Source organism: Paenibacillus ilasis (assembly GCF_043195395.1).
GTDB lineage: Bacteria > Bacillota > Bacilli > Paenibacillales > Paenibacillaceae > Paenibacillus_AQ > Paenibacillus_AQ lautus.
This window is the reverse complement of record NZ_JBHDJG010000001.1, coordinates 3,915,451-3,937,035: the sequence shown is the minus strand read 5'-3', so window position 1 is coordinate 3,937,035 and position 21,585 is coordinate 3,915,451. Positions and strand designations below refer to the sequence as shown.

The 21,585-nt window shown below is 49.3% G+C and carries 21 protein-coding genes; 13 read left to right on the top strand and 8 right to left on the bottom strand.

Annotated elements, in window-relative coordinates:
* Positions 1-14: 14 nt before the first annotated feature.
* The 3 genes from ACETK5_RS17815 (at position 15) to ACETK5_RS17805 (ending at position 3,813) form a co-directional block, all read left to right on the top strand.
* Positions 15-1,634, top strand: a complete 1,620-nt coding sequence (locus tag ACETK5_RS17815; RefSeq protein ID WP_394056987.1) for an extracellular solute-binding protein — start codon at positions 15-17, stop codon at positions 1,632-1,634.
* A gap of 329 nt (positions 1,635-1,963) precedes the next feature.
* Entirely contained in the window at positions 1,964-2,698 is a 735-nt protein-coding gene (locus tag ACETK5_RS17810) for a ThuA domain-containing protein (RefSeq protein ID WP_394056985.1), read from the top strand.
* 29 nt (positions 2,699-2,727) lie between these two features.
* Complete coding sequence (locus tag ACETK5_RS17805) at positions 2,728-3,813, top strand: Gfo/Idh/MocA family protein (RefSeq protein WP_326112287.1); 1,086 nt, start codon at positions 2,728-2,730, stop codon at positions 3,811-3,813.
* On the opposite strand, the gene ACETK5_RS17800 is transcribed toward ACETK5_RS17805, so the two are convergent.
* The 3 genes from ACETK5_RS17800 to ACETK5_RS17790 all read right to left on the bottom strand — a co-directional run bounded on the left by ACETK5_RS17800 (position 3,808) and on the right by ACETK5_RS17790 (position 6,357).
* Positions 3,808-4,782: a hypothetical protein gene (locus tag ACETK5_RS17800; RefSeq protein ID WP_394056983.1), complete on the bottom strand. Its 975-nt coding sequence runs from the start codon at positions 4,780-4,782 to the stop codon at positions 3,808-3,810. The two genes, ACETK5_RS17805 and ACETK5_RS17800, sit on opposite strands and share 6 nt — an antisense overlap.
* 256 nt (positions 4,783-5,038) lie before the next feature.
* Complete coding sequence (locus ACETK5_RS17795) at positions 5,039-5,602, bottom strand: redoxin domain-containing protein (protein WP_394056981.1); 564 nt, start codon at positions 5,600-5,602, stop codon at positions 5,039-5,041.
* A gap of 86 nt (positions 5,603-5,688) precedes the next feature.
* Positions 5,689-6,357: a Crp/Fnr family transcriptional regulator gene (locus ACETK5_RS17790; protein ID WP_394056979.1), complete on the bottom strand. Its 669-nt coding sequence runs from the start codon at positions 6,355-6,357 to the stop codon at positions 5,689-5,691.
* Positions 6,358-6,542: 185 nt separating this feature from the next.
* On the opposite strand from ACETK5_RS17790, the gene ACETK5_RS17785 reads away from it, so the two are divergent.
* Positions 6,543-8,174, top strand: a complete 1,632-nt coding sequence (locus ACETK5_RS17785) for a cobyric acid synthase (protein WP_394056977.1) — start codon at positions 6,543-6,545, stop codon at positions 8,172-8,174.
* Positions 8,175-8,787: 613 nt separating this feature from the next.
* Here ACETK5_RS17785 and ACETK5_RS17780 read toward each other — a convergent pair.
* The 3 genes from ACETK5_RS17780 to ACETK5_RS17770 all read right to left on the bottom strand — a co-directional run bounded on the left by ACETK5_RS17780 (position 8,788) and on the right by ACETK5_RS17770 (position 12,833).
* Positions 8,788-10,005 (bottom strand): MFS transporter, encoded by a 1,218-nt coding sequence (locus ACETK5_RS17780; RefSeq protein ID WP_100536165.1) that lies wholly within the window; start codon positions 10,003-10,005, stop codon positions 8,788-8,790.
* 123 nt (positions 10,006-10,128) lie between these two features.
* Positions 10,129-11,658 carry a serine hydrolase domain-containing protein gene (locus tag ACETK5_RS17775; protein ID WP_394056975.1) on the bottom strand — a complete coding sequence of 510 codons (1,530 nt, stop codon included), beginning with the start codon at positions 11,656-11,658 and terminating at the stop codon, positions 10,129-10,131.
* A 230-nt stretch (positions 11,659-11,888) separates the two neighbouring features.
* Positions 11,889-12,833: a helix-turn-helix domain-containing protein gene (locus tag ACETK5_RS17770; RefSeq protein ID WP_394056973.1), complete on the bottom strand. Its 945-nt coding sequence runs from the start codon at positions 12,831-12,833 to the stop codon at positions 11,889-11,891.
* Between the two features lie 69 nt (positions 12,834-12,902).
* On the opposite strand from ACETK5_RS17770, the gene ACETK5_RS17765 reads away from it, so the two are divergent.
* The 3 genes from ACETK5_RS17765 (at position 12,903) to ACETK5_RS17755 (ending at position 14,674) form a co-directional block, all read left to right on the top strand.
* Positions 12,903-13,346, top strand: a complete 444-nt coding sequence (locus tag ACETK5_RS17765) for an IS110 family transposase (protein ID WP_279300461.1) — start codon at positions 12,903-12,905, stop codon at positions 13,344-13,346.
* A gap of 192 nt (positions 13,347-13,538) precedes the next feature.
* Positions 13,539-14,411 (top strand): hypothetical protein, encoded by an 873-nt coding sequence (locus ACETK5_RS17760; protein ID WP_326117821.1) that lies wholly within the window; start codon positions 13,539-13,541, stop codon positions 14,409-14,411.
* Between the two features lie 23 nt (positions 14,412-14,434).
* Entirely contained in the window at positions 14,435-14,674 is a 240-nt protein-coding gene (locus tag ACETK5_RS17755; protein ID WP_326117822.1) for a glutaredoxin family protein, read from the top strand.
* Between the two features lie 162 nt (positions 14,675-14,836).
* Here the strand turns inward: ACETK5_RS17755 and ACETK5_RS17750 are convergent, their stop codons facing one another.
* A complete protein-coding gene (locus ACETK5_RS17750) occupies positions 14,837-15,775 on the bottom strand; it encodes an NAD(P)-dependent oxidoreductase (protein WP_394056972.1) in 939 nt (312 codons plus the stop codon).
* Between the two features lie 330 nt (positions 15,776-16,105).
* Between ACETK5_RS17750 and ACETK5_RS17745 the strand changes: the two genes are divergently transcribed.
* The 6 genes from ACETK5_RS17745 to ACETK5_RS17720 are packed head-to-tail and all read left to right on the top strand — an operon-like array spanning position 16,106 to position 20,345.
* Entirely contained in the window at positions 16,106-16,321 is a 216-nt protein-coding gene (locus ACETK5_RS17745) for a hypothetical protein (protein WP_100536170.1), read from the top strand.
* A gap of 24 nt (positions 16,322-16,345) precedes the next feature.
* Complete coding sequence (locus ACETK5_RS17740) at positions 16,346-17,026, top strand: hypothetical protein (protein WP_394056970.1); 681 nt, start codon at positions 16,346-16,348, stop codon at positions 17,024-17,026.
* The gene (locus ACETK5_RS17735) at positions 17,023-18,222 is read left to right on the top strand and encodes a glutathionylspermidine synthase family protein (protein ID WP_394056969.1); all 1,200 of its coding nucleotides are present in this window, start codon (positions 17,023-17,025) and stop codon (positions 18,220-18,222) included. The genes ACETK5_RS17740 and ACETK5_RS17735 overlap by 4 nt, the downstream gene beginning before the upstream one ends.
* Positions 18,223-18,897, top strand: a complete 675-nt coding sequence (locus ACETK5_RS17730; RefSeq protein ID WP_394056967.1) for a signal peptide protein — start codon at positions 18,223-18,225, stop codon at positions 18,895-18,897.
* Positions 18,894-19,286, top strand: coding sequence for a DUF350 domain-containing protein (locus ACETK5_RS17725; RefSeq protein ID WP_100536174.1), 393 nt, complete (start codon positions 18,894-18,896; stop codon positions 19,284-19,286). Before ACETK5_RS17730 ends, ACETK5_RS17725 begins: the two co-directional genes overlap by 4 nt.
* Before the next feature lie 36 nt (positions 19,287-19,322).
* A complete protein-coding gene (locus ACETK5_RS17720) occupies positions 19,323-20,345 on the top strand; it encodes a potassium channel family protein (RefSeq protein WP_100536175.1) in 1,023 nt (340 codons plus the stop codon).
* A gap of 152 nt (positions 20,346-20,497) precedes the next feature.
* Here ACETK5_RS17720 and ACETK5_RS17715 read toward each other — a convergent pair whose 3' ends face one another.
* Complete coding sequence (locus ACETK5_RS17715; protein WP_100536176.1) at positions 20,498-21,454, bottom strand: GntR family transcriptional regulator; 957 nt, start codon at positions 21,452-21,454, stop codon at positions 20,498-20,500.
* Between the last annotated feature and the right edge of the window lie 131 nt (positions 21,455-21,585).

Sequence of the window (21,585 nt, the reverse complement as noted above, 5' to 3'; positions counted from 1 at the left end):
GGGGGAATGGTTGAATGGGAACAAACAATGTAAAGAGGAAGCACCGCCTGAAGCTGGCTGCCGTCATCATGTTGGCCGCAATCCTGCTGCTGAATCTGGCGGGCTGCAGCGGCGGCAAGAAGGAGGACGCCAATTCGGATGCCGAAGCCGCTTTTAACAAAGAAGGCCTGCCGATCGTGAATGAGCCGATTACGCTGGACGTGCTGACCGTTCGCTGGGGCAATATGGGAGATACGTTCCTCCAGAACCAGTGGCTCAAGGATTTGGAGAAGGAGACCAACGTCAAAATCAATTGGCAGATCATGTCCTCCAATGATTGGGGCGAGCAAAAATCGATCATGCTGGCGAGCGGTACGCTGCCGGATATCATTTTCGGCGATATCGTGTTCAGCGATTCCGACATCGTGAACAACCTGTCGTATTTCCGCCCGCTGGACGACTACATCGATCAATACATGCCGAACCTGAAGGCGGCGCTGGAAGAAACGCCAGAAATGAAAAAGATGAGCACATTCCCGGACGGGAAAATCTACTCCTTGCCGGCGCGGCTGCCGTCAAGGCCGAAAGCATCGATTCAGCCGATCATCAACAAAGCCTGGCTGGATCAGCTCGGACTGGAAGTTCCGGACAACACGGACGAGTTGTATAGCGTATTTAAAGCGTTCAAAGAAGGAGATCCGAACGGCAATGGCAAGGCTGACGAAATTCCGGTCAGCGGATCGGGGAACATCAGCATTGATCTGTTGAATCCGTTCGGCATCACGGACATCAACGGAAACAGCATGATGGTTATCGATAACGAGCCCGTGTTCTACCCGGTGACGGAGAATTACAAGGAAGCGATTAAGTGGGCGCATAAGCTGTACGCCGAAGGCCTCATAGACCAAGAGATCTTCACACAGGACAGCACCATGTCCACGGCGAAGCATCAGAATCCGGATGCGGCGCTGATCGGTTTCTCCAACCAATGGGTACCGGACGCCGTATTCGGGAAATGGAAGGATCAATACATTGCGATTCCGTCCATTGCCGGACCTGACGGAAAAAGGTACCAGGGCGGCGAGCCTCAGGGCATGAGCCTGCGAAGAAACGAGTTCCTCATTACCACGTCGAACAAATATCCCGAAATTTCGGCGCGCTGGGCGGATCAGTTCTACACCAATGAAGCGAGCATTCAGAATTTCTGGGGAGCCATCGGCACGGTGATTCAGAAGAACGACGACGGAACGTTTACGCTCATGAGTCCGCCGGAGGGGACGAGTGCGGATGCTTGGTACTGGGAGCAATCCGTAAGGGATTTCGGTCCCAAGTATGTCAGCCCGAGCTTCGAGAAAAACATCATACTGGATGAGACCACGGGCGACGGCTTGAAGCTGGTCATCGACAAGTTGGGCAGCGATTACGTGACGACGCCGTTCCCGAACGTGATGTACAGCGCCGAAGAATTCCAGGAGCTGCCTACGCTGACAACGGATATCGATGGTTATGTCGGTACGACCCGCGCAAAATGGATATCCGAAGGCAACATCGATGCGGAATGGGATGCGTACGTCAAGAAGCTGAACGATATGGGCCTTGAGCGGCTGGTACACATCCGCAAGGAAGCCTATCAGCGGTATATCAGCGTCAAATAAGGAGACGGCAATCGTCAGGAGCTGCCCCGCAGAACGAAATGCTGCGGGGCAGCGTGATTTTGAGGGGATGGAGTTTGACTTGAATTCAATAGGTTTTAGAGTATCAGACTTCAACGAAGAAGGCGGAATTGTTTTGGAGAAGCGAAGCGTTCCCTGAAAGCTTTCCATCGGAAAGCTCGCAACGAAAGCCTATGCTATCCCCGGATTTTCACCATATAACAAAACGCAAAAAAATCTGGGTCAACAGGGATGTAAAGTATGATCCGCATTCGAAGTGATGAATAAGCTTTTATTGAATCGAATTCTAGGGAACTCAGGAGGCAGCAGTCATGGGAAACATCAAAGTCACGGTATGGAATGAATACCAGCATGAGAGACATAATGAACAGGTGGCCGGCATATATCCGAATGGGATTCATCGTGCGATAGCGGATCATCTCGAACAGGTGGAAGGCTTGGAAGTAGCGACTGCCGTACTGGATGAGCCGGATCACGGCTTATCCGAAGCACGATTGGCCAACACGGATGTGCTGCTGTGGTGGGGACATTTGGCCCATGACGAGGTCCGGGATGACATTGTGGAGAAGGTTCGGCAGCGCGTGCTGGACGGCATGGGATTGATCGTTCTGCACTCCGGCCATGGCTCCAAAATCTTCTCCCGGCTCCTTGGCACGAACACCGGGATGCTGAAGTGGCGCGACGATGGTGAGATCGAGCGTTTATGGGTCGTTGAGCCGGGCCATCCGATTGCGCAGGGACTGGGTGAATATATTGAGATTCCGCGGGAAGAAATGTATGGAGAGCGGTTCGAAATCCCGGCGCCGGATGAGCTGGTGTTCATCTCCTGGTTTGAAGGCGGCGAAGTGTTCCGCAGCGGCTGTTGTTACAGGCGCGGCAGAGGGAAGCTGTTTTATTTCCGGCCGGGCCACGAAATGTTCCCGGTCTACCATCAGCCCGAAATTCTGCAGGTCATTGCCAATGGCGTGTTCTGGGCTGCTCCTGTGAAAGGGGCCAAATCGGCTTATGGACGGGTGTCGCCTATCGCCCCTGTCGTTCAGTCCTAGTGAGAGACTAATATAAGGAGTGTTCTATGATGAATAAATTTCGAATCGGCTTAATTGGTTTGGGCGGGATGGCGCAGGAGCATATCCGCTGGATGAATGAAGAGAAAATCTATCAGTTCGTGGCTGTGAGCGACGTCAATGGCGAAGCCGTGGCCAGGGTAGGCGATCAGCTGGGGATCGAGGACGGCAAGCGCTATGCGGATTTCAAAGATTTGATAGAAGATCCTGACGTGGATGCTGTCATTTCGGTTACGCCCAACAACGTGCACGCCGATATCATCCGTGCATGCTTGCAAGCAGGTAAGCCTTTCTTGGCGGAAAAACCATTTACGCGCGTCTTTGAAGAGGCCATCTCCTTGCTGGAGCTGTATGAGAAGCAGCCCGTTCCAGCCATGATCGGGTTTACGTACCGTTATACGCCCGCTTTTCGTTATGCCAGGGAACTCATTCGTACAGGCAAACTGGGGACGATCCGTCATTTCTCCATTCAGTATTTGCAGGGGTTTGGCGTGCCGAACCAGCAGGTTCCCTACATGTGGAGATACAACAAAGCCATCACCGGGACGGGGACACTGGGAGATCTCGGTTCGCATATGATTGATATGGCCCGTTTTCTGTTTGGAGAGTTTGAAGAAATCACGGCCCAGTTACATACCATCATCCCGGAACGTCGTGACCCGGTGACGGGAGCGATGGCCAAGATCGAAGTCGATGATTTTGCCAGCTTTCAGGCACGGATGGCGGATGGCATGATGGGCGTGTTCCAGACATCACGCAATGCGTTCGGTTCAGGCAATCAGCATGAGGTGTCCATTTACGGCGACCATGGCACCGTCCACGCCAGCACGTTGGATCCGGAACGGGTGGTTTGGATTCGCGAAGAAGAGCCCGGGCAGCTCGCCAGAACGACAATGGAAGTGCCGCAGCATTGCAAAGTCAAGCAGTATGCCGATTTTGCCGCGATATTGCGGGGAGCGCCTGCCGACGGAGTCCCCGGGTTTATGGACGGATACCGGAATCAAGAGGTGCTGGACGCGGTCGTCAGATCAAACGAGACCAAAACGGTGGTAGAGCTTGGTAAATCCATCGGCCAACGGATCCAGAGCTTGTCATAACGTCTTGCCCATCCAGATATACAGTGCCATCAAACTGAACAGAAACAGGCAGAAGTTGACGCCTACAAACAATCCGCGGAGCACAGGCGAGCGGTGGAACTGAAAAGGAGTACGGAGGTCTCCCGTGCCTTCGATCAGGAACAGGATCAGCACCGTGTGAATGATCGTATGGCCGATGACTTCTTTGTAACCGAATACAAGGCTTGTCATAACAAAAATGCAGGATACCAGCAGCGCCGTGAACCGGTTCATGATGCCTACGATGAACGCCCATGCCAGCCCGATTTCGATAAAAGCGCTAATCATGACAAAATGCTCAATGGTAAAACCGAAGGTAGGAAGTCCATAGCTGCCCATAACCGTGCAGGCGAGCTCGGGAATGGTCAGCTTTTCCATGGCAAGCCAAGCGAGGGACATGCCTGTGCATATATACATGACCGGGGCTGCCGTTCTTTTTATAGGAGTGCCGCACACAAACAGATAATACACAATGCCAAGATAGATCAAATAATCGATGGAATGAAACATACCGTAGGACAAGGAGGCTTGGATATAAAGCAAGAATAGGATGGCGCCGCTCAACGGCAAGGTGCGTTTATAGAGCAGGCACGCTGCGGCTGCGGAGAGGCCGAGGATAATCCACATGGAATTGGTTCGGAATTCGGGTGCGAGGTACGAGCCGCTCAGAAGCTGCAGCACCAGCCCGATAGCCAGCCCAAAACGCAGAATCACCTCGGTATGGGGCCTCAACCTGTGCAGCCATCCGTGGATTCGCACGACGGGACGCATCTTACCCAAGGGATCGTGAAATGCGCATGTGAGCAATAAGATCAACAATGTAAACGCTAACCAAAACAGGAATGTCAGTGTAACGACGCGAGGAAAAGGCAGGGGGACCCTTTCAAAGTTATCCGTAAACCATTTGACATGAATATAGATGTTGCTAATCTTGGAGAAATGCATTACCATTCAATCAGTTCCTCCCTTAACCAACTCTAGTCACCTATCCAAGATAATACAATATTAGATAAAAAAGTATATTATTGGATGAATATATCCCCCCATTTTGAAAATATTATCCCTTAAAAGCGTTCATAGGCAGCGGTTGACTTTATAGTCATAGCGTCACCAAACAAGCCGATCCACCCGGATCGGCTTGTTTTTATGTTTCATGTTAGGGGTTCTTTTTACTGCTGAATGCGGCTTAAAGACAGGCTCAACCCGGCTAAGGAAGCTGTGTTCTTGCAGCGTAACGTTCAATGGTTTCATAAGGCAGATGATCGGTAATCAGACGACCGTAATGCGCGATCCGTACGATGCCGTCCTCGTCCAATACAAACTCTGCGGGAATCCGATTGAAATTTGAACCTTCTTCCGGCGTCAGCTTGAAACCTGCCGCTTCGGCTTCATCCGTAAATTGATGCACATTCGGTTGAGCTAAGGTGGCTTGTGTCTTGGCTGCCGAAGTCTCGACTCCATAGAGCGTGTAGAGCTCCGCATTCGGATCGGCAATAAGAGGAAACGGAGTATTCTGCTGACCAACATGCTGATGAAGCGCAACTTCCGGTGATTCGAATACGCAAATGACATCGAGATGATACTGCTGCCACTGAGGATATCGTTGAATAAACTGGTGCACCCTCAGATTGCACAGTGCGCAGGCTGCGTTACGGAAAAAAGCGAGAAGTAATTTACGTTCGCGATAGGTTTCCAGCGAAATCATATTTCCATGTTGATCTACCCTTTGGAATAATGGAGCATATTCTCCGGGTTGAAGCACGTTGTTCATGTTGGATTTCCTCCTGGGTTAACGGTATATAGGCGTGAGGCCTATTACCAATGTAGCAGGGAGGAGTTTATTGCTCTGTGACTAGGTCACATAGCCGTTTCTGTTAGACAGCCCCGGTTTATAATTTTCACCCAGCCTCTTCCTGTTTCCAGCCATCCTTTCTTTTGGAAATGGCCCAGCGCACGGGAGACGACCTCTCTAACGGAGCCGATGTCATCGGCAAGCTCTTGGTGGGTTGTGTGCACTAGCGGATGTTCATCCGAGGTGATGCGCAGCAGTGTTCTGGCAAGGCGCTGCTCCAGCGGCAATGACTGTCTCTCCTGCAGCAGGTTTGCCATCCGCAGCGTTCCATCAAGCAGCCCGCCAAAAATAGCGCTACGGATAGGTTCGTATACCTGCAGCCAGCGGAGAAAGCAGCTTTTCAGTACATACAGCACCTCTACCTCGGACTCGGCAATGAGGGTGCCGGGATAATCCTGCCCGCTTAGCCCGCTAAGTACGAGGAGCGAACAGACTTCACCGGCTGATAGGATGTTTAACACCGATTCGTTGCCATTCTCGTTGATAATCGTGATCCGGGCCGATCCGCTGATCAGGAACATGCCATACATCGCGGCATCCTCTCGATGAAAGATTCTCGATTTGGCTTCAAAATGTTTGGTAAAAGCATTAGCTTGAATCCATTCTTCGGGGGGGACAACTTTTAAATAAGGGAAAATGTCGGTTATCTGCTTGTCATTCAGTTCAGGCTTCATGGTTGGTTTCCGCCTTTCGTTTATCATGCACGGACATGTGAAACTGCTATTCTATATAGTTAACATTTCGGGCTGACTAAGTACAAGGAAATTTATCTGGATTTCATGGGAGAAGAACGCCTTTAACGACGGTTTGCTATAATGATGTGAGTGAGCGGTTTAAGTCAGGGAGAAGGGTGAAGAAGATGAATGAAGCAGAATACATAAGGGATACACCCACGAAGATCAGGAAGGGCCAAGGAGCGGTACTCATGCTGCAGGGCACCGCTTCGGATGTAGGCAAAAGCATCGTAACGACAGCGCTATGCCGCATATTTCTACAGGATGGTTATCGCACGGCTCCATATAAATCGCAAAATATGGCGCTTAATTCCTACGTGACGCCGGATGGGAAAGAGATCGGCAGAGCACAGGGCGTACAGGCTGAAGCCTGCGGCATTGCCGCAACAACGGACATGAATCCGATCCTGATCAAGCCGATAAAGGACATGTTTTCGCAAATTGTGATCCACGGCGTGCCCCAAATGCAGATGAGTGCGATGGATTACCGGACACAGTTCCTGCCGAAGGCCAAAGAGATTGTGTTGGATGCACTGGATCGACTACGGGAGAGCTACGATATCGTTGTTATGGAAGGCGCGGGAAGTCCGGCGGAGATCAATCTTAAGGATCGGGACATTGTTAACATGAACTTGGCAGGATGGGCGGATTCGCCGGTTATTCTGGTTGCGGATATCGATCGCGGCGGCGTGTTCGCTTCCATTGTAGGTACGCTTGAACTGCTTGAGCCCCATGAAGCGGCCAGGGTCAAAGGGTTTATCATTAACAAGTTCCGTGGGGATCTGGCGCTGCTTCAGCCGGGACTGGACTGGCTTGAAGAGCGGACAGGCATTCCCGTGCTGGGCGTACTCCCCTATATTCAGGACATGCGAATCGAGGCAGAGGATTCGGTTGTGCTGGATGAGCTTCAATCTCAAAGACAGGAACAACGCGACCTTGATATTGTCGTGATCCGGTATCCGCGCATTTCGAATTTTACGGATGTTGATGCGCTGCGCTGGGAACCGGATGTTGTCGTTCGCTTCGTCCAATCGGCGGATGAACTCGGCACGCCGGACGTCATTATTTTGCCTGGTACCAAGGATACGATCAGTGACCTCGGGTTCCTCCAGGATCGGGGTCTGGCCGATGCGATCTTAAGGCAGACGCAGCAGCGGGATGTGCAGCTGGTTGGCATCTGCGGAGGATATCAAATGCTGGGCGAGCAGCTGTCGGATCCGCATGCGGTCGAAGGGAGCGTTCGGGAAGCGAAGGGGCTCGAACTGCTGCCGATTCGGACTTCCTTTTTAAAGCATAAAAGGACCGTTCGGGTGAGAGGGGAATTGTTACAGGAACATCCTCTGAGGGTCGTTATTTCGGACACAGAGGCCGATTCGACGATTACGGCCTATGAAATTCATATGGGCGTGACGCAATGGAGTGCCTTGGCTGACGGCTCGGGCTACCGACCGCTTTTTTCGATTGAGGCAGATGGCACAGATTCTTTAAAGGCGACAGAAGATATTCAGCCGCACGTTGAAGGGACAGCTACTTCGGATGGCCGCATATGGGGAAGTTATCTGCATGGCTTGTTTGACAATGATGTCTTCCGCAGGTCCTGGCTGAACGGCATTCGGATGAAGAAGGGGCTGATGCCAATCTCGGAAACGTTCAAAGCAGAAGAACGCAAATTCGCGGAATTTGACCGTGTAGCGGACGTTGTTCGTGACCATGTGGATATGAAAAAAATATATGAAATCATCGGTTATACGCATTGAATCATGTGGAATACGCAAAGGAGCTAACCGAAGGATAAGCGAATACAATGAGAAGAAAAGGAAAGAGGGCAAGCCTTACAAGGTGGTCGTGATCGCTTGCGCCAACAAGCTTCTCCATCACGTATACGCCATCCAAAACGAGTCCTACAAAGCATAATCCCCATATTTATCCATAACCTTCACACCATTGAAGGTTATTTGTTGCTATAAAAGCATATCAAGATTTATGAGATGACTTCGAGTTGCAATACTTGACAAACATTAGCTGTTTTATTGATGACAGCTATTTAACCTATTTTGAGCATGCCGAAAGCGTAAGTTCACATCAAATGACCTATGACGGGGTTACGGATAGCCGAATTCGCGGTTTGATGCAGGAGAAGCTTGCAGAATATGAAAGGCGCACTCCATTTTTTAATTCGTCCTGAAGGCTCATCTGCTGCTACAATCAATCATTGTTCGACAGGTGAACGGGGAGCTTGTCAAAGCCGGTTTTGAGAAGTCGGAGAAGTATCGCGATACGATGACTCCGCCATTTCAAATTTGTCGAAATCGACGTTTTGCAGCTTGTTCAAAGAATGGATTTTTTAACTATTGAACGTTGGTGTCGGGATTATTTTGTGCCAGCGTGAGTTTCCTTGCCATTCATTTGGTCAATAGTCCTGTGGCCTCGGGGGCGGACCAGCATCATTGCACCCAAGAGGACAGTCAGAATGACTATCATGACCATAGGGCTATATCGATTTGCCTGATATAAAGTGGTACTCAGAATAGGTGCAATGATGGCGGAAATTCCCTGCATGGCCGCAACTAGACCAGCTACACCACCTTGCTGTTCATTACTTACAGAAAGTGACGCGCCTGCCATAAATCCAGTCATCATAAATCCCGACCCGAGTCCAAAAACAAAAAATGCTAAATTGTAGAATGGAAGATGAGTTGTAAGAAGGAATATGAGCATACTTGCGACGAGAATCAAGGAACCGAGCAGGATCATCACCCGCGGCTCCCATTTCAGCCATTTGGACTGAACAATTTGTGAAATGAGCATTGCCATGCCCGTAAGCATTAATCCGAAGGAAACGATTCTCGCCAACTGATCAGAGGGGAGATGGAGCTGATCCTGTAAATAAAACCCGCCGACGACCTGAATCGTTACGATCCCGATCATCGTCACTAACGCTGCGAGTAGATAAAGCCTCAAACCGGATTGAAATGGACTGACTTTGACAGCCCCTTTCTGTATCGCCGGCTTCGTTGCAGGCATCAGCAGCAGGGTGACTGCCAATGCAACTACGGCTATCACAATGCCAAAATATAAAGGCCATAGCAAACCAATTAATGTGAAAATACCGGCAATGGCTGGCCCAATAACAATTCCAAGCCCATTTGCGGCACTAATGATTGCCATGCCGCTTCCTCTTTCCTTTCCCTCTGTCACATCGCCCATATAAGCCTGTGATGAGGACAGGATGGCCGGGATGAATATGCCGACCAAGCTTCTCGCCGCAATCATCAGCCCCAGCAACAGTCCGCCGTTAATCCAGTGGTTAAGACCGCAATAAAAGGTGATCGTTAATAATAAAGTACTGATGGACATGCCGATAAACCCAATCAGTATAACCGGTTTCCGCCCCTTCGCATCACTGATATTCCCCCATATCGGAGCCATAACAGCCATCATAATTGATCCGGTTGAAATCAGGATTCCGGAGTGGATTTCCTTAAGTCCTAATTCCCGTATAAGCGAGGGTGTGATCGGTGCAAGGAGCATAAGTCCCAGCATCGCTACAAAAACACTGAAAAAGACGCTTCCCTTAATTTTATTCATGTGCTTCACTCCTTGTTTCAAATTGATCATTTGATTTGGAGTATAAGCGATTTGGGTCAGTGCTTCTCCCTCCATACGGATGGAAATGCGGTCAAATGGATTAAAATAGTTTTACCTGGACGGTTATCTCCGCCACATCGAAACTTTCAACAGCTTTAACCGTATGATTTCCATACTTCCCTTTAGCGCCATAAGTCCAGTCATTATCTTCAGCCAAGGGACTACGTCCGGCTGAAAGATGGTTGCAATATGCCATAGCGGTACCATTTGAGTCAAACTCAACAACAGGATAATAAACAGAGGTGCGAAATGCAGAACAATTCTTGATATCACTCCGAAAGATATTTTAGTATGGACAGAATGGTCATCTCTCCTCCGCTCAAAACAGCGCTTCGCAGTTCTAGCGGTCGAATATAATAACCATATGCTGAGTATGATGATTAATCCATTTACAAGCAAGTATTTCTGCGAAATGCTTAAACCAGATCCTCCAATTGGTTGTTCATTCAGTTTGTTTATGACCCCAGTGGCGATGTGGGTAGTCGTGATGACGTGCGTTTTGGGCCAAGCGGCATCGATCGCGTCAAGTACGTTAGCGAACACGATAACTCCCAGTTGTTGTTCCGGGACCATAAAAGCTTGGGCTTGGAAGCCTAATAAGCCACCCGGCGAACCGATAACCTGCAAGTCGTTAATGTAATCTGATGACCAACCCATGGCATATGTACCGGGAACAGGTTCGGTCTGCATGAGTCGTATGCTTTCAGAAGTGAGCACGGAATCCTTTTCAAATCGCCCTCCGTTCATTTGGGCAATCAAGTAATGACTCATGTCCTTCGCACTGGTATACATGTAGCCCGCCGGCGAATCCCCTGCAATATAGACAAATGGGCCATCGTAGGCAACGTTGTATCCAAATATCCGGCGGTAGGGCGTAGCCAGTCCGTGTGCAGCCGCTTCATCGAGCGAAACGTAGCTGTCATGCATAGACAGAGGATCAAAAATTTGTTTCTTCACATAGTCGCCATAGGACTGACCAGATACTTGTTGCACAATATAGCCGAGCAGTACATAATTCGCGTTCGAATATCTGTAAGGATGTTCAGTTTGCTTGGTGTCCTTTAAAAACTTTTTCGCATAAGACAGGGAGTTTCTCTCTATAGCATCTTGATAATGATCGTTGATACTTGTGAGTGTGTTGCTAAAAGTTGAGATTTGAGTGAAACCGCTTGTTTGATTCAGTAACTGACGTACGGTAATGAATTCTGCACCTTTATATTGGGCGGGGATATAACGTTGTATTGGTGCATCTAAATCAATTTTCCCTGCTTCGACAAGCTGTAGTACGGCAATAGCCGTAACCGACTTGCCGATCGAACCTAATCCAAAAGGTGTTTCAGGTGTTACAGGACGCCCCGATGAATCGGCTTGGCCATATCCCTTAAGGTAAAGAATACGATCCCCCTGTATAATCCCGAGAGCCAGTCCCGGAAGACGTTGTCGTTTCATTTCACGAGCAATATACGAATCTACTTCGGAGAAGACGGAAGCTCCAGATTGCTCAACTTGCCTGTTTTCATCACTTCGCGCCGAAATGAATAGGGGGAATATGAACAGACCACACAAGATTATTGCCATGACTCTCATTTTCATATTTTCATTCCACCCAACATTGTATTTTCAGTAATACGAATTATTTATCCAAAGCTTGCGCAGAGTCTCTATGTCTAAAAGACTGAAAGTTTGCGACCGTTCATGATTTCCATACCTCCATCTAGAACAAGATGTGAATGATAATAATGAATTCATTCATATGATAAGAGTATAGGAGGATTTAGGTCATGACCGCTCCCTTGAAAGGGAATAAATTACGGTCAAACGGATTAAAATAGTTTTTTCACCTCGGACGGCTTCATACCATATTTCCGAGAAAACTGCTCGGAAAACGCGCTAACATTGCTATAGCCAACAATCATCGCAGCTTCGGTCACATTTGCGGTTTGGTCATGCAGAAGCTTCATCGCATGGTCAAGGCGGATATGTCTTAAATATTCGAAAACCGTCATGCCAAAACAAGCTTTGAATCCCGCCTTCAATTTATAGTCATTTAATCCTACCATTTTTGCTAATGCCAGCAGCGACGGAGGTTCTGTCATACAAGATTCAAGTACTTGCTTAGCTTTATTCAATTTTTGGATATCCCCTTTAGAAAAGCCGTTTGGTCTAGGTGTCAGAAAAAACAATTGATTCATATGCATGTTTAAAAGCTCCAATGCAGATGCTTCCATCATTAACGGGGATCTATTGTCATTTTTAAAATCAGTGATTAATTGCTTTACCAAAGCCATGCTTCTGGTATCGTATTCAAAATCATAGGAGCGGAATGACTGCTCTTTTAGTCGGTCAAACCCGAAATTCATATTTGGTGAAGTCGCCAAATGCATAGCCGCATAATCGAATAGAGAAACCGGAATGGCCAGCGAAAGTGAAACATATTGCTCTTGTGCAGAGGGAAAAAAATGAGCTTGAAAGTCCTCAATTAAAGAAAGCGCACCCCGCCCAACCGGAGTTTGATGTTCTCGACCGGATACAATTATCTGTCGTTGACCGGAAAGAGTAAACTGAAGTTCAACCATTCGTCCTCTTGAAGCAAAACAAAAAGGATACGGTTCATGATAACGAATATCGTGGTACACGATTTGGATCCCGCTGTAAGTAGTGAGCTTGTAAGCGTTCCCGGCACCGATTTCTGATTGTAGGCTATAAGATATTCCATTCTTTTGGCCAAATAACGTTTCATCGAAATATCGCTGATAGATGGACTTCAATGTTTCTATAATAATGACCCCCTGTGTTACCCATTATAAGGAAATAATAGCACAAAACCGGTGTTCATTCTGACCAAAATCATAGCGCCAGTAGGAACTGTGCAAGCGAAGGTAGGCGAAAAAAAGGAATCGATTTGCCTTAGTTCAAAAATGGTGCAACTGAAAGTCGATATGCAGAAGGTTTGGATTGATCATACAATTTGGACAAGAAGCTATATCGTTAGCGCTATATCTGAACGTGGAGATCAGAAGGACGTATTGGACCGGCTTTTACGGAACCAGCAGGACATAAGCTTGGTCAAAAGCATCCCAGGCATTGGGGACAAGTTGGCGGCTGCGATCGTAGCAGAGCTTGGTGATGAGAGTCAATTCAAGGATGCAAAACAGATTGTTGCCTATGCAGGCCTAGATCCGGGGATTTATAGCTCAGGGAAATTTACGGCCACAAGCAACCGGATCACGAAACGAGGATCCAAAAGACTTCGCCGAGCACTGTATCTAGCTGTACAGTAAGGAATGCATCCAATCATTCGGGTAATAATGATGAATAGAAAGATAACACCATGCAGGTTGCATGGTGTTATTTGCGTGGAGCGAACAGAAAAAAAGTTGATTAATTATAGGATAGGGGGGTATACTAAATATAGAGGCAGGTGAAAATGAAAATTCATCTTGCAGTATATCCAATGATTGGAGTGATAGCCCATGTTGATTAGGAAGGGCACTATACTAACCTTAACGGGCATACTTGCTTTTGGATTGTTGACAGCATGCGATAACGCGAAGCAGGTCCCTGATACGGGCGGCCATGGCGGGAACCATGAACAGGAAAGCGAAAGCGAGGAAACAAACGGGCATGGTGAACATGCTGGCGGGCATGAAACTGCCTCAGATCATTACAACGCAGCGTTTACATGGAATGAACCGGCAAGGGCAGGCGCCGAATCGGAGCTGACGATTCAAATTACGGATAAAGACGGTGAACCTGTCCAGGATTTTGATGTCAATCATGAGAAGCTCCTGCATCTGATCATCGTGAATCGCGATTTGTCTTTCTTCAACCATATTCATCCGGATTACAAGGAGAATGGCGTATTTACCGTGAACACGACATTCCCGGCTGGCGGCGAATATAAATTGTTCGCAGATTTTGTCCCTAAAGGTGCTGGAGGGGCCACGCTTAGCGAATGGGTTCAGATTGAGGGAGAAGAAGGGGAACCGTCGGCGATTCAAACGGATGCCAGCCTCATCAAACAAGTAAACGGCAAGGAAATTGAACTGAACTTAAGCAATACCTTATCGAATGAAGAGGTCGTGCTCGCCTATCATATTCAGGATGCAAAGACAAAGCAAGGAATCAACAATCTGGAGCCTTATCTGGGTGCAGTCGGGCACGTTGTCATTCTGTCCGAAGACGCGGAGCAGTACATCCATGTGCATCCTCTGGACGAGCAGAGCACAGGACCCAAAGCGGAATTTGCCACTACCTTTCCACACAGCGGCATCTACAAAATCTGGGGACAATTTCAGCATCAAGGTGAAGTGATGACCGTGCCTTTTGTTGTTGAGATAAAATAAATTTCGCTTAAGGAGTGATCGATATGACAGAGCCATTGAAAATCTATACCATACCCACATGCAGCGATTGCCATCATGCCAAGCGCTACTTCAAGGAGCAGGAGGTTCCGTATACGGAGTATGATTGTACAACGAACCCGGAATATCCGGAAGAAGTGAAACGTCTGACGGGAAAACAGATTGTGCCTACGATCGTTATGGGTGAAAAAGTATTTATCGGATTTGCCGATAACTTTCAGGAAATCAGGGAATTGATTAAATAAATAAAGGTTCGTGGAAATGAAAAAGAAGCCTGGATCGTTCCCTGCGGGATGATCCAGGCTTCTTCTGTGTTGAGGATCCAGAGCGCATCGCATGGTCACCAAAGCGCGATGTGTCTTGCATGTGCCATTATCCTCATGCCGCTAACCTCTCTCTTATGCCGATCAAGACGATGGACGCTTGCGGATCAGTTCAATTACACTGGCGAAGTCGTCCCCGCCAAAACCGCCTTCCACCCGGCGTTTCATCAGCTCATAAATCGGCGTGAACAGCTCGGGGCTGACGCCCTGTGCCCTGCTGACCTCCCCGATGGTGTCGTGAGCTGCTTGCATCGCCAGGCTCGCATCCTTGGCGGTATAATCGCCGGTGTCGATCTGCTTCGCCATCTCCGGCAGAGTGGACATCATGGCCTGCAGAAAAGGCATCAGCAGCGAAGTCGTGAAGTCCGAAGCCTTCGCTCCTTCGGTGCCTGCAAGCGCCACGGCATGGATAAAACCGCTGAACATCCCATACATTCCGCTAAGCAGTGCCAGGTCGTTCAGTGGGGCGAGGGCGGGATCAGGTCCCAAATAGTGACTTGTACCTAAACTGTCCAAGACCTGTTCATACGTTCCGTACGCAGTCTCTGAACCGCTGTAGAGTATGACGGCATGTGGTGTGGCGATCAGGGAAGGGACGGCCATGATGCCGCCATCCAGATAATCGGCGCCCAGGCTACTCATCCACGTCTCCATGTTGCGGGCTTGCTCGGGAGTGCCGTTTGTCAGATTTACGACAACTTTACCGGAAAGCTTATCGCCTATGGGTTCCAGAATATGGCGAGCGACATCGTAATCTAGTACGCAGACGATCACGAGGGGGCTGGCGGCGATGGCATCTGCGATCTCCGTAGCGCCGGAGGCACCCAAGCCTACAAGTTCGGCGGCTTTTTCAGGTGTGCGGTTCCAGACGGTGGTGTCATATCCGCTGTTCACGAAGGTTCGGGCCAGCTTGGAGCCCATGGCGCCTAATCCGATCACGGTTACGGAAGTAAGGGTAGAGCTGTTCGCCTTCGCATTGTGCTGATGGTTAACGAGAGATGATCTATCAAGATTTGGATTCATCGGTAAAACCCCTTTCTGGACTGGAATGATACCGATTCTAAAGTATGACACTAGTGACAATGTCAAGACAGACGATCATCATGAAATTTGATGCTACACCTTATAAAACGTAAATAATCAGGTACTGTATGGCCAGAATGTTCGTTTTCATCAATTTTTTAATGGCAATTCGCAGGTGTAAATAATCAGTAGCGGTGTTATTATATGGGTTGCGTCTTTTGGAAAAGAACGCTGCGGTAAGCGTTGATAGCCCATCGTAGATTTTTTGAAACGATTCGGAATTTACCACGTATCAATACTCACTGCTTAGATGGAAGGGGTAGACACACAGTGGATAATGGGATGAACGTCATTTTGTTTGAAAAGAGGCCGGACGGTGAGCTGGTACAGATTGAAGAACGGTCATGGACGATGAACATGGTCGCTGCACTGGAGCATGTGAATTATATCGTTGTTGGCGGCCGGGAATACGAAACGATTGAAGGCAGATTAAATGTAGACACGGGCAAACTGGAGCTGCTGCTCGTTCCGATGCGGAACGATTAATTCTGTCCGAAAGGAGAAACCATCTTGAGTAATGAAAAAGACAAAAAAGATCAGCCAACATCCAAATGGCTGACGCCGGAAGGCAAACCGATTCGGGTCTTGTCGAGCTCGCTGGGCATCGCCTTGTTGGCGAACGCATTTCTGGTATCGGGCGCTGCAGCGAAAGACCTCGCTTCGGAAGCGGTTACCTCATCCGAAGAGCCGCAGCTGGTATCCTGGTCAACAGAAGAAGTGAAGAAGTATTTTGACAAGAATGTGGATTGGAACATTCCGTTTCCTAGTGAGGAAGAATTCCAGGAAGAGCCGGTAGAGGGAGCCGCAGCAGGATCGGGTTCGGGCGGCGGAACCACGATTGTCAACAACTATGGCGGGTACAATTCCGGCTTCGGCTGGGATGATCTGCTGCTCTATCACATGCTCTTTAACAATGGTTCTTATTATTCATCCAGCGGATGGTACAACAATCATCGCGGTTATTATGCGAATAACGGAAAGCCTTACAAACCCCGCACGTATTCGAGTGGTAGTTTCCAGAATAAACCGGTGGTGAACTCCAATGTTCGCCCGAAAACCTCCACTTCATCTTCGGGTACGATTACGCGCCGCTCCACGTCGTCGAAGTCCGGCGGCATTGGCGGCAATTCCAGCGGGTTCAGTTCATCGGGTTCGAAATCAAGCTCCAGATCCGGCGGTTTTGGAGGATGAGTCACGACAGCGTATTCACCGTATCGGGACAGCCTGACCCCAATCGGGATGGTCGCGTATCGGAGCTCGCGGAGCTCGGCTTTACCTGGGCGGATTTGGAAGGCGAAGCCTACTGGATAGACCAGATCGTCACCATACGCCAAGAGACCTATCGTGAGCTGGAAGAAGCGGCTGAGGTATTATGGGCCATGCTGGACAAAACCGTTCGTTATATTCATCGCAATCATCATATCTACACCTTAATTGGCATTCCGCCCGTCCTGTGGCAGATGCTGGACGAATGTCCGCTGCCGGAAGAGGGATTGATCAGCCGATATGCCAGGTTTGATTTTGCTATTGCCCATGACGGTAGCATCAAGCTGCTGGAGCTGAATGCGGACACGCCTACAGGTTATGTTGAGGCTTCCATTGCAACGCCGTGGATGTGCCGTCAGGCTGGCATCTTCTCTCCCAACGAACGGATGCAAGAGCTGGTCGCGCAAGCTTGGGGGGTAGAGCGTCCGGATACGGCCGCCTGCATTGCTTATGGCGAGCATAAAGAGGACTCCGGTACGATCGAAGCATTGGTTCGGCACAGCGGGCTGGACGTCCGGCTGGTGGATTGTCTTGATCTGTGGGTGGACGAAGGCATGCTGAAGGACGGCGATGGCCGGGAGATTCACCGGATGTTTGCCCTATATCCGAAGGAGTGGATGTCCGTCGATGATGGCGGAGATGCGCTTGCCTATGCCATCGAGACGGGACGGCTGCAGCTGTTCAACTCGCCGCACAGCATTTTACTGCAATCCAAAGGACTGCTTGCCGCCATGTGGGGGATGTATGAGCTGGGTCTTTTGTTCGATGAGAAGGAACGTGCAGCCATCGTCAATTATATGCTGCCGACTTACAACAAACCGGTATTCTCCGGTAACTTTGTATCCAAGTCGATGTTCGGCCGCGAGGGTGGTTCTGTCAAGCTGTACGACCAGGCCGGACAACTCGAGGTAGAGGATCAGGACGGGTATGATACAAGCGTCATGTTTCCGACGGTCTATCAGCGGAGGGCAGACCTGGCCCGCGTCGAGACGGCGGAAGGCCATTTTCATTTACTGACAGGATTGTTCGTCCTGAATGGCAGCCCTTGTGGTTTGCTGGGACGGGCGGGCGGTTTGATTACGGGGAATTCCAGCCATTTTATCGCAATGGGAGTGAAATAAATGCAGTTGAAACAAGATAGAAGGCAGCATAGCGGTGCTCCTAAGGGAAAAAGGAAACCTCCGGTCGTTCTGGCGGTACTTCTATTATCCCTCATGGTTTTGTCGCTGAGTGCCTGCTCCGGCAATGGGTCCACGGTGTTCCACACCGGATCGGAGGAAGTATCTTCAACCTCTGCTCGCGTGCCTTGGGACTACCGGATCGTTGAAGGGACCGTTGGCGATTTGATAGGCGGCGATATGACCGTCCTGCCGGACAACGAACTTTTGCCTAACGATAACAACTATGCTACCGGGGACAACATTTGGACGCTTCAATTCATGGATGCGGAGCTAACCACGGATGCGAATCAGCGCAATGATATCCGTTTATCGTCTTGGCAGACCATTAAGTCGTTCAAGGACAAAAAGACGGCGGAATCGGATTTAGCCAACCTCAAAGTCACGGTCAAAACCGACGTGAAGCTGGTTGGGGTTTATAAAACAACGTATAAAAAGGACACCAGGCATTTTGCTGTCATCGAGCTGCCGACGGGCAACCGGATCAAGCAGCCGATTGATGAGAAGCGTTATGCCGCAATGGAAAAGAAGGACACGGTTGATGTTGTATTGGAGGAAGTGCATGATTTCGCCGATTACGACTTGGCCTATGCAAAATTTCGGGGGTGGGCGGATTGACGGTCGTCATTAATATTGTTGTAAGTGTAATCTGCATTATCGTGCTTCAATTGCTGGGTATGCTGATTTTCAGCTGGATGACCCGGTTTAACGACATGGAAGAGCTGAAGAAGGGAAATGTCGCGGTGGGTCTTGCATTTGGAGGCAAGTTTATGGCAACGGCCATCATTCTGGGCATATCCGCATATACGAACTCATCGATCTGGCACATGATGCTGTGGTTTGCCGTCGGATATGTATGTTTGATTGTGGCCTATTGGGTATTCGAGCTGGCTACGCCGGGTATTCGAATATCCGAGCACCTGCAAAAGGGGAACGTCGCGATCGGCATTCTGCTTGCGATGGTGTTTATCGGCACGGCCTTTGCGATCAGCAGCCTGATTATTTAGGTCAAATAGCACCATTTTCGGGAGAGGAGCAGGAACGTGCACTTTTTTCTAAGATTATCTTTGAAAATGATGCGTCTGCGTAAAACAACGATTAGCGTGATTGTGGTACTGTTTGTGGTGCTGTGCTCGACCCTGGCATTTCTGCTGGAGCCGGAAACGTTTCACCATTGGTTTAACGCCCTTTATTGGGTGTTTACCACCATGGCAACCGTAGGTTATGGCGATTATTATGCAGTTACCGTGCCGGGAAAGATATTAACGATATTTATCTATATCTTTGGTATTGGGCTGCTAAGTTTAGTGATTGGCCGGGTCATTGAATCGTTTGGAAGCATACAGCGGCAGAGAGGGGCGGGCAGGTTGAATTTTCGGGGCAGTGATCATGTCGTTATTATCAATTGGAGCAAAAAAGCAAAGTCCGCGATCGATGAGATACTTTTGTTTTCGCCGAAGTCCCAGATCGTGGTCATTGATGATTCGAGTCAGCATCCTGTCGAGCATCTCGAACAGGTGCATTTTGTAAGCGGCGATCCAGCAGCGGATGACGTGCTGATGAGAGCCAACATTCTGGAGGCCAAATCGGCCATTGTTTTTGCGGATGCCCGGATTGATGAATCGGCTCTCGTGGACGGCAAGTCGCTCCTGATTGTTTCCAGCATTGAACGGATTGCGCCGAACGTACATACCACGGTGGAGATCGTGCAGGAGAAGCATGTTCAGAATTTCCGCTACAATCATGTGAACGAGTTTGTGCTTTCGCATGATGCCGTGTCCCGATTGGCCGTACGCGCGGCGCTCCAGGAAGGAAACTCGGATGTGCTGATGCAGCTGCTCAGCCGCCAGCACGGCGACGATATCTACGAAGTGGCATTGAACCCTGCATGGAAGACCTACGGCGATGCATTTCAGGATCTGCTGCGGCAAGGAGCAACGCTCATCTCCGATCGCAGCGATCTAAGCATTAACCGCAAGCTTGATGTCCCGATTCCACGGGATGCCAGGTTGTATGTGGTCTCGGACGAGGCGACCTATAAGCGGATTACAGGCAACCTTGCCTGAAGATGGGCCATCGATGCGAGGCCGGTGGAACTACATTGGGTCTTCGGTTTTAGTGATACCGGTATCCAGATGTTAAACATTCGGCACAGATAGAAACATCCAGCCTCCAAAACGCCCCTGTTTATAACAGTGGGCGTTTTTTCCTATTGGAATCAGACCATCTCTCTTAGAATGTTCTCACTGCTCTTCTCCAGCTTCATGGGAAACAGTTTCACCTTCTCGGGGGATAAGGCTCGAACCTCTTCATATGCGGCAGCAGATGCATAGACCCAATCGGATTCCTCGATCCGCTGCAGTAGGTCCTCCCGATTATCCAGCCCAGCCAAGTGGCCGTGGGGCCCCTCAATACCGGCTTCTTGAATGCGGCTGGCCATCCACTGTGCACCTGCCTTACCCAAGCAGACAAAGCTGATATCGCTTCCCGGTGTAAGCCGGGCAATCTCAAGCAGGACCGATGTTTCCACGCTGGCGCCAATGACCGTTACTTTTTTGTCATATTTGCTGCACAGAGCCTTTACTTCGGCATCGTGATTCAATGTTGTAACCATGTGGTTTGAGTACTCCAGCGCCTCGAATAGGGCCTGCTTCCCCGTCAACAGATCCTCCAGAAATACCGTTTTCACTTCGGCACCCGTCATTTGCTCAATCGCTGTCTGATAAAAGGGATAGTCATGTCCCTTACATTCGATGAACAGAATACGCTGCTTCGTGTTCTGGACAGGCTCCTGCAGCAGCGTATAGGCGAGGGATGCGGCAAAGAATTCGCTCGCCGGGATGTTAACGGAGCTTAACTCCTCCGTCGTTCGCTCGACCAGCTTGTGCATTAACTTTCTGCGAGTTCTAAGCTCCTCTACCTGCGCGTTGTTCAATACCTGCGTTCCTTTGCCTTTATGCATCGAGACGATCCCCTCTTCCTTCAACTGGTTGTAGACCAGATTCACGGTGTTCCGGTTCAGTCCCAGCAGATCCGCCAGCGCACCGGCCGGAGGCAGCATATCGAATGGTTCGATCTGTCCAATCCCAATCAACCACTTTAATTGCTCTTTAACCTGTGTGCTGACATTAAGGGTGGCGTGCGGGTCGACTCGAAGCATCAGTTTATGCGGCATAACAAAACCCTCTTTCCTAGTCAACTAGTAATTTAACTTTACACAATCATTCGTTAATTATCAAGAAAAGTATTGACATGTATGGATATAAGTCATTATCTTATATATAACTAAATAACTAGTTAAATATG